The organism is Skermanella sp. (genome assembly GCF_059503625.1).
In genome coordinates this window covers 1-8,305 of record NZ_JCACHA010000855.1, presented here as the reverse complement: position 1 = coordinate 8,305, position 8,305 = coordinate 1, and the positions used below count along the sequence as shown (strand labels likewise).

Here is an 8,305-nt window from a genome sequence, read left to right as displayed (position 1 = left end):
CAGATGCCCGTCGAACATCACCAGGATGCGGTCGGCCAGTTCGAACAGCTCGTCAAGGTCCTCGCTGACCAGCAGCACCGCCGCACCCCGGTTGCGCGCCTGCATGATCTGCGACCGGATCTCGGACACCGCCGCGAAGTCCAGGCCGAAGCACGGGTTGGCGACGATCAGCACCCGGACGTCATGGGCCAGTTCCCGCGCCAGCACGGCGCGCTGGACGTTGCCGCCCGACAGCGTCCCGATCGGGGCGTCCGGGCCGGGGGTCTTCACCTTGTAGAGCGAGATCAGGTCGCGGGCCGCCCCCCGCATGGCGCTTCCGTTCAGCCACCAGCCGCCGCGCGCGAAGGGCGGATCGTCGAAGCTGCGGAACGACATGTTCTCCGCGACGCTCATCCGGGCGACGCAGGCGTTGCGCAGCGGCTCTTCCGGCAACAGGCAGAGCCGGTGGCGCTTGATCTCCGCGCGGGTGGCGCCGTAAAGCTCGCCGCCGATCCGGACCTCGCCTGCCGCAGCATGACGCTGGCCGGCCAGGACCTCGACCAGCTCGCGCTGGCCGTTGCCGGAAACCCCGGCGATGCCGACGACCTCGCCCGCCCAGACGGTCAGGTCCAGATCCTCCAAGGCCGGCAGCCCGCCGTCGTTCAGCGCCTTCAGTCCGGTGATCTGAAGCCGGGGCTCCCCGATGGCGTTATCCAGGCGCGCCGCTCCGTGCGGGATTTCCCGCGCGCCGATCATCATCTCCGCCATGTCGGAGCGTGACAGGTCCGCGACCTTACCGGTGCCGGCGAACTTGCCCCGCCGCAGCACCGTCACCTCGTCGGCATAGGCCATCACCTCGCGGAACTTGTGGGTGATGGTCAGGACCGTCAGCTTGCCCTCCCGCGTCATGCGGCGGAGCAGGCCCAGCACCTCGTCGGCCTCTCCGGGCGTCAGGACGGAGGTCGGCTCGTCCAGGATCAGGAAGCGGTTCTTCAGGTAGAGCTGCTTCAGGATCTCCAGCTTCTGCTTCTCGCCGGCTGCCAGGGCCGAGACCGGCACGTCGAGCGGCACCCGGAACGGCATTCCGGCCATGAAGGCGTCGAGCGCCAGGATCTCGTCCTTCCACTTTACCACCGCCGGGACATGCGCCCGCGACAGCACCAGGTTTTCCGCCACGGTCATGCCGGGGACCAGAGTGAAGTGCTGGTAGACCATGCCGACGCCCAGCGCATGGGCGTCGCGCGGGTTGGCGATCTCGCGCTCCAGTTCTCCGACGGCGACCTGCCCCTGGTCGGCTCGGTAGTAGCCCATGATGCACTTGACCAGCGTGCTCTTGCCGGCGCCGTTCTCCCCCAGCAGGGCGTGGAAGCTGCCGGCGGAAACCCGCATCGTCACGTCGTCCAGGGCGGTCAGGCCGCCGAAACGCTTGGTCATGCCGACGGCTTCCAGGCCGAGCGCGCCGTTCTCGTGGGTGCGCAGAAAGGGGGCGTTCATGCCAGCGCCCTCAGCAAATCGGCGGAGCGGGCGACGGCGCCGAAGACTCCGCCCTGCATCTTGACCATCTTGACGGCGGCCTCGTGGTTGCCCCGGTCGGTGGCGCCGCAGCAGTCCTCCACCAGCAGGCACTCATAACCCCGGTCGTTGGCCTCCCGCATCGTGGTGTGGACGCAGACATCGGTCGTGATGCCGGTCAGCACGATGTTGCGGATACAGCACTGGCGCAGCATCAGGTCCAGGTCGGTGGCGCAGAAGCTGCCCTTGCCCGGCTTGTCGATCACCGGCTCGCCGGGGAGAGGAGCCAGCTCCGGGATGATCTCCCAGCCGGGTTCGCCCCGGACCAGGATGCGCCCGCACGGTCCCGGATCGCCGATGCCGGCGCCGATCCTTTGCGACCGCCAGCGCTTGTTGGCCGGCAGGTCGGCAAGGTCGGGCCGGTGGCCCTCCCGCGTGTGGAAGATCGTGAAGCCGCCGCGTCGCATCGCCGCCATCAGCCGGGCTATCGGCTCGATCGGGGCACGCGTCAGCGACAGGTCGTAGCCCATGGCGTCGACATAGCCGCCCTTGCCGCAGAAGTCGGTCTGCATGTCGATCACGATCAGGGCGGTATTGGCGGGCCGCAGGTCGCCGTCGTAGGGCCAGGGATAGGGATCGGAGTCGATATGCGTCATTTCGTGATACTCAGTTCGCCCGGAGCGCCGGCCAGGGTACGGGTCGGCGAGCAGGTCGCGATCATGATGACCAGCGTCAGCACATAGGGAGCGGCGTTGAACAGGTAGTATCCCTGACTGACGCCGACGGACTGGAGCGCCGGGCCGAGAGCGCCGGCGCCGCCGAACAGCAAGGCGGCGCCCAGGCACCGGATCGGATGCCAGCGCGCGAAGATCACCAGCGCCACCGCCATCAGCCCCTGTCCGCTCGACAGGCCCTCGTTCCAGCTTCCCGGATAGTAGAGCGACAGGAACGAGCCGCCGATCCCGGCCAGGAAACCGCCGGCCATGGTTGCCGCCAGCCGGACCAGATCGACCGAATAGCCCATGGCGCGGGCGGCGTCGGCGCTGTCGCCCACCGTCCGGACGATCAGCCCCCAGCGCGTGTTGGTCAGCACCCAGAGCAGGAAAGGCGCCAGCAGCAATCCGATGACGAACAGCACGTTGATCTGAAGGGCTGCCCGCACCTGCGGCACGTCGCTCCACCAGCCGAAGTCGATGGCCGGCAGGATCGGCGCCTGCGGCTGGATGAAGGCCTTGCCCAGGAAGAAGGCCAGCCCCGTCCCCAGCAGCATCAGCGCGATGCCGACCGCGATGTCGTTGACTCGCGGCAGGCTGCAAATCGCTGCGTGAAGCATGCCGAACAGCGCTCCCGCCACACCGGCGACCAGCACGCCCAGCCAGGGTGAACCGCTCAGGTACGAGATCGCGTAGCCGCTCATGGCGCCCATCACCAGCGTGCCTTCGAGCCCCAGGTTGATGCGCCCGCTCTTCTCCGTCAGCAGCTCGCCCAGGCTGACGAACAGGAAGGGGGTGCTGACCCGGATGGCGCCGGCCACCACCGCCAGCGCCACGCCCCACCAGCCGAGATCTTCCATGGCTTAGCCCCTCGGTTGAAAGATGCGGAACCGGCCATACAGCGTGTCGCTGGCCAGGATCATGACGAAGGCGATGCCCTGGAGCACCAGGATGGTGGCGTCCGGCAGGTCGAGCCGGCGCTGAAGCAGCCCGCCGCTGGCGGCGATCCCGCCGAACATCAGGGCCACGGGGATGACCGCCAGCGGGTTCTGCCGGGCGATGAAGGCGATCAGGATGCCGGTGTAGCCGTAGCCGGCGACCAGCGAGGCATTGGCGCTGCCATGGACCGCCGCCACCTCGACCATCCCTGCCAGCCCAGCCGCCGCTCCCGCCAGGAAGCAGGTGATCATGCTGAGCGTCGTGACGGACAGGCCGGCCATCCGCGCCGCCCGGACATTGCCGCCGACCATCCGCGCGCCGAAGCCGAACGTCGTCCTCTGCATCAGCACATAGGCGGCAAGGCAGGCGATCAGTCCGAACACCAGCCCCCAATGGACGTCCAGGCCAGGAATGGAGCCGATCATGTTGGCCTCGCCCAGCGGCGGGGTGGAGGGCTTGTTGAGGCTGGCTGGATCGCGCAACGGTCCTTCGACCATGTGGTTCATCAGGGCGATCGCGATATAGGCCAGCAGCAGGCTGGAGATCGTCTCGTTGACGCCCCTGAACTGCCGCAGCGCTCCGGCAAGGGCGATCCACGCTCCGCCGGCCGCCATGCCGGCCAGCGCCATCAGGCCCAGCAGCAGCCACGGCGGCGCCCCGATCAAGGCGGCGCCGACGGCGGCCGATACGAGACCGCCGATCACCAGCGCGCCTTCCCCGCCGATGATGACGAGGCCCAGCTTGGCCGGCAGAGCCACGCACAGCGCGGTCAGCAGCAGCGGGGCCGTCCGCTGCAAGGTGTTCTGCCATGAGAACCAGGTGCCGAAGGCGCCCCGGTACATCAGCGAGTAGGTTTCCAGCGGGTCGGCTCCGGCGGCCGCCACGAAGAGGCCGAAGACGACGGCCGTCGCCAGCAGCGCTCCGACCGGGATAAGGATGGCCTCGGCGCCCCGGCGCACCGAGTCGAGCGAGAAGCCGGGGAACGGCGATGCCGCCGTCCGGGGCAGTCGGGCGATCTGGTCGACCATCGTCCCGGCCCTCAGGAGGTCGAGCCGATGACGCCTTCGGTCAGCCAGTCCATCCCTTCCAGCCACATATCGGTCTGGCCATAGGATTGCCCGGCGGCGATGACCTCCTTGCCGGTATTGCTTCTGATCGGGCCGGCGAAGATCGGGAAGTCGCCCGCCATCATCTTGGCCTTGACCGCTTCGGACGCCGCCTTCGACTCGGGGCTGACGGCGGGACCGTAGGCGGAGGTCTTGATGAAGCCGTCCTTCAGCCCGCCCCGGACGAACTGCCCCGGCTTCTCGCCTGCCTTGGTCTTCTCGACGAAGTCCTTGTAGACGGTGATCCAGTTCCACTCGGCGCCGGTCAGATAGCCCTTGGGGGCCAGCGGCGCCTGATTGGCATGGTAGCCGCAGGTGTAGATGCCGCGCCGCTCTGCGGTCTCCACGACCACCTTGGGGCTGTCCACATGGCAGGTGATGACGTCGACGCCGGCATTGACCAGCCCGTTGGTCGCCTCCGCCTCCTTGACCGGCATCGACCAGTCGCCGGTGAAGATCACCTGGGTAGTGATCGTCGGATCGACGGACCGGGCGCCCAGCGTGAAGGCGTTGATGTTGCGCAGCACCTGCGGGATCGGCTTGGCCGCGACGAAGCCCAGCTTCTTCGACTTGGTGGCATGGCCGGCGGCGATGCCGTTGAGGTATTGGCCCTCGTCGATATAGCCGAAATAGCTGCCGGTATTGGCGGGATGGACGCCGGCCTTGAACATGCCGCCGCAGTGGCGGAACTCGATATCCGGGTACTTCTGCGCCACCTTCAGCATGTGCGGGTCGAAGTAGCCGAACGACGTCGGGAAGACCAGCGTCGCGTCGTCCAGGCTGATCATGCTTTCCATGGTCTTCTGGACGTCGGAGGTCTCCGCGACCTTCTCTTCCTCGACCACCTTGACGCCGCTCATCTTGCGCAGGACTGCCGCCGCTTCGGCATGGGCCTGGTTGTACCCGAAGTCGTCGCGCGGCCCGACATAGATGAAACCGACGGTCAGGTTCTTGGCGGCCAGTGCGGGAGAGAACGGCGATCGGCCGGAGAGGGCGCCGGGCAGGGCGGTACCGGCGGCGGTGCCGGCCAGCAGGCCCAAGGCAGTGCGGCGTGAAATGCCATGATGTCGCTTCATCAGCACCCTCCATCCTGATCAGATTATTCGTTGATGCGAGGAGTATTGCAAAAGGCATACCATCAGCTCTTTGCCGCATTGCGGCGGGATTCGCGGTATTGGCTCGGTCGCGCTGTGCCCAGGCCTTGTGCGAAGTCCCGCACGAGAGATTAAAATTTAAGCAACAAGGGTGAATGCCTGTTTCGAAACTCAATAACATATTGATTTTCAACGATAAAAATATTGGCTTGGTGTATGCATGATCGCATACAGGATTTTCTGGGAGCGCCTGAGCGATGATCGATACGAGTCTGGACCTTACGACGTTGGCCGAAGGATATGGCAGCGGCGCGCTGAGCGTCACCGCCGTCGTGGAAGCGGTCCTGGCCCGGATCGAGGCGGCCGGCGACGATCACGTCTGGATCGCCCGGTGCTGTGCCGAGGAAGTGATGGGCCAGGCGGCGCGTCTCGACGCCATGCCACGGGAAGAGGCGGCGGCGCTGCCGCTGTTCGGCGTTCCCTTCGCAGTCAAGGACAACATCGACGTGGCCGGCATCCCGACGACCGCCGCCTGCCCCGATTTCGCCTATACCCCCGAGCGGACGGCGACCGTGGTCCAGCGCCTGCGGGATGCCGGCGCGGTTCTGATCGGCAAGACCAACCTGGATCAGTTCGCCACCGGCCTCGTCGGCGTTCGTTCCCCCTATGGCGTGCCGCGCAATCCGTTCGACGCGCGCTACGTTCCGGGCGGATCGAGTTCCGGCTCGGCGGTCGCGGTGTCGTCCGGGCTGGTCAGCTTCTCGCTCGGCACCGATACGGCGGGATCGGGCCGGGTGCCGGCGGCCTTCAACAACATCGTCGGCCTCAAGCCGACCAGGGGCGCACTGAGCACCGATGGCGTCGTCCCGGCCTGCCGCTCGCTCGACTGCGTCTCGATCTTCGCATTGACCAGCGACGATGCCGCCGCCGTCTTCGACGTCGCCTGCGCCTTCGACCCGCAGGACCCCTATTCCCGCCGGCTTCGGGACGAGCCGCTGCCGGCGTCCTTCCGCTTCGGGGTGCCGCAGGCCGCCGACCTTCATTTCTTCGGCGACGAGGCGTCCGAGGCGCTGTTCGCCACTGCCGTCGAGCGGCTAACCGCCTTGGGCGGACAGCCCGTCGCCATCGATTTCGCACCTTTCCGCGAAACGGCGGAACTGCTCTACAGCGGCCCCTGGGTGGCGGAGCGGATGGCGGCGATCGAGCCGTTCCTGCGTTCCCATCCCGACAGCATCCATCCAGTCACCTATGCGATCACCTCCAACGCCGACCGCTACAGCGCCGTCGATACCTTCCGCGCGATGTACCGGCTGGAGGAGTTGCGCCGTGCCGCGTCCGCCGTGTGGAAGACCATGGATATCCTGCTGGTGCCGACGGCGGGGACGATCTACACCGTCGATCAGCTCGAAGCCGATCCGGTGGCGCTCAACTCCAATCTCGGCGCCTACACCAACTTCACCAACCTGCTCGACCTGTCGGCCATCGCCGTTCCCAACGGCTTCGGCCCCCTGGGCCTGCCGCTGGGCGTCACGTTCATAGCACCGGCCTGCCACGACCGCGCCCTGGCTGATCTTGGCGCCCGCTGGCAGGCGGCGACCGGATTGACGCTGGGGGCGACCGGGGCGGAATGCCCGCCGCCGAAGACGCCGCCCGTTCGGTCCTCCGGCATCAGCGTCGCCGTGGTCGGCGGCCATATGGAAGGGATGCCGCTCAACGGCGAACTGCTGGAGCTTGGCGCCCGCAAGCTGGCGGCTGTCCGGACCGAGCCGGCGTATCGCCTGTACGCCCTTCCGGGCTTCAACCCGCCCAGGCCGGGCCTGCTGCGGGTGGCCGACGGGGATGGTCATGCGATCGAGGCGGAGGTCTGGGAAATCCCGGTGGCGCGCTTCGGCGAGTTCATGGCCCGGATCCAGTCGCCGCTCGGCATCGGCACCGTCCAGATCCAGCGGATGGGAGCCGTGAAGGGCTTCCTGTGCGAGAGCCTGGGGACGGCCGGGGCCGAGGATATTTCGCATTATGGCGGATGGCGTGCCTATGCGGCGGACCGGCTGCAAGCTACGACAAAGTAGCGGTCGAGGGCATTACGGACTTGCGCAACGGCCTCCGGTGCAGCAACACGGAGGACCAGCCCGATGCCGTCTTGCCGAAGTGCTGCATCATTGTCGGGTACGAGCCGCCGCAACTGTATGTCGAGACTGTGATGACCCCCAACGAAATCGCCAGGGTTCAGGATTATCTCCGCCGGACTTTCGGAAACGACCGGATCACCATCGTGCCTCCGCCCAAGCGCGGCGCGCCGATCGAAATGCTGATCGGCGACGAGTTCATCGGAGTCGTCCACCGTGACGAGGATGAAGGGGAGGTATCCTACGACCTCCACATCACCATCCTGTCCGAGGATCTGCCCCCCGCCAGCGCCGTGCCGGCCGGGACCAAGGGTAAGCCGACGCGCTGATCCGCGCGTAATCGAAGCCGTGCTGCGCGGGCGCCGCCGGTCAGCGGCGCCCGCCCCCGGCCAGCGCCTTGGCCTCGCGGCCTTCCTCCGCCAGATAGTCGCCGAAGGCATGCTCGACGGTCGCCAAATGGGCGCGCATTGCCTTGAAAGCACCGTCGCCGTCGCCCCGCACGATCGCGGTGACGATCTGGTCGTGCTCGGCGAAGGATTTCGCCATGCGCCCCAGATTGCGGAACTGGGCGCGGGAGAACGGCGACAGCCGCTTCCGCAACGCCACCGTCGTTTCCGCCAGAAAGCTGTTGTGGCTCCCCTGATAGATCAGGTCATGGAAGCGGATATTGGCCAGATGGTATTCGTCCGGGTCGCCGCGCCGGACGAGGTCGCCGACATCGTGATGGACCGCTTCCAGCGTCCGGCGCTCGGTTCCCGTCATCTTCTCCGCCGCCAGCCTGCCGCACGCGGCTTCCAGTTCGGCCAGCGCTTCGAACAGCTCCGACAGTCCTGTCG

Annotated in this window: 8 protein-coding genes; 2 read left to right on the top strand and 6 right to left on the bottom strand. The window is 67.3% G+C overall.

The features are described from left to right. The 5 genes from AC5JJ6_RS31025 to AC5JJ6_RS31005 all read right to left on the bottom strand — a co-directional run. Window positions 1-1,473: ABC transporter ATP-binding protein (locus tag AC5JJ6_RS31025; RefSeq protein ID WP_496045746.1), on the bottom strand; the 1,473-nt coding region annotated here is incomplete at its 3' end. Continuing rightward, window positions 1,470-2,147 carry a biuret amidohydrolase gene (biuH, locus tag AC5JJ6_RS31020; protein WP_496045745.1) on the bottom strand — a complete coding sequence of 226 codons (678 nt, stop codon included), beginning with the start codon at window positions 2,145-2,147 and terminating at the stop codon, window positions 1,470-1,472. The genes biuH and AC5JJ6_RS31025, both read right to left, overlap by 4 nt. Then, window positions 2,144-3,064: an ABC transporter permease gene (locus tag AC5JJ6_RS31015; protein ID WP_496045744.1), complete on the bottom strand. Its 921-nt coding sequence runs from the start codon at window positions 3,062-3,064 to the stop codon at window positions 2,144-2,146. Before AC5JJ6_RS31015 ends, biuH begins: the two co-directional genes overlap by 4 nt. A gap of 3 nt (window positions 3,065-3,067) precedes the next feature. Next, window positions 3,068-4,171, bottom strand: a complete 1,104-nt coding sequence (locus AC5JJ6_RS31010) for an ABC transporter permease (protein WP_496045743.1) — start codon at window positions 4,169-4,171, stop codon at window positions 3,068-3,070. An 11-nt stretch (window positions 4,172-4,182) separates the two neighbouring features. Further along, on the bottom strand, window positions 4,183-5,325 hold the full coding sequence (locus AC5JJ6_RS31005) for a BMP family ABC transporter substrate-binding protein (RefSeq protein WP_496045742.1): 1,143 nt from the start codon (window positions 5,323-5,325) through the stop codon (window positions 4,183-4,185). Between the two features lie 275 nt (window positions 5,326-5,600). Here AC5JJ6_RS31005 and atzF point away from each other — a divergent pair, with 275 nt between their 5' ends. Together atzF and AC5JJ6_RS30995 are read left to right on the top strand one after the other, a co-directional pair. Further along, complete coding sequence (gene atzF / locus AC5JJ6_RS31000; RefSeq protein ID WP_496045741.1) at window positions 5,601-7,412, top strand: allophanate hydrolase; 1,812 nt, start codon at window positions 5,601-5,603, stop codon at window positions 7,410-7,412. Window positions 7,413-7,543: 131 nt separating this feature from the next. Beyond that, a complete protein-coding gene (locus tag AC5JJ6_RS30995; RefSeq protein WP_044431741.1) occupies window positions 7,544-7,798 on the top strand; it encodes a DUF3126 family protein in 255 nt (84 codons plus the stop codon). Window positions 7,799-7,838: 40 nt separating this feature from the next. Here AC5JJ6_RS30995 and AC5JJ6_RS30990 read toward each other — a convergent pair. Further along, window positions 7,839-8,305 (bottom strand): GntR family transcriptional regulator (locus tag AC5JJ6_RS30990; protein ID WP_496045740.1); only part of this gene is annotated, 467 nt, incomplete at its 5' end.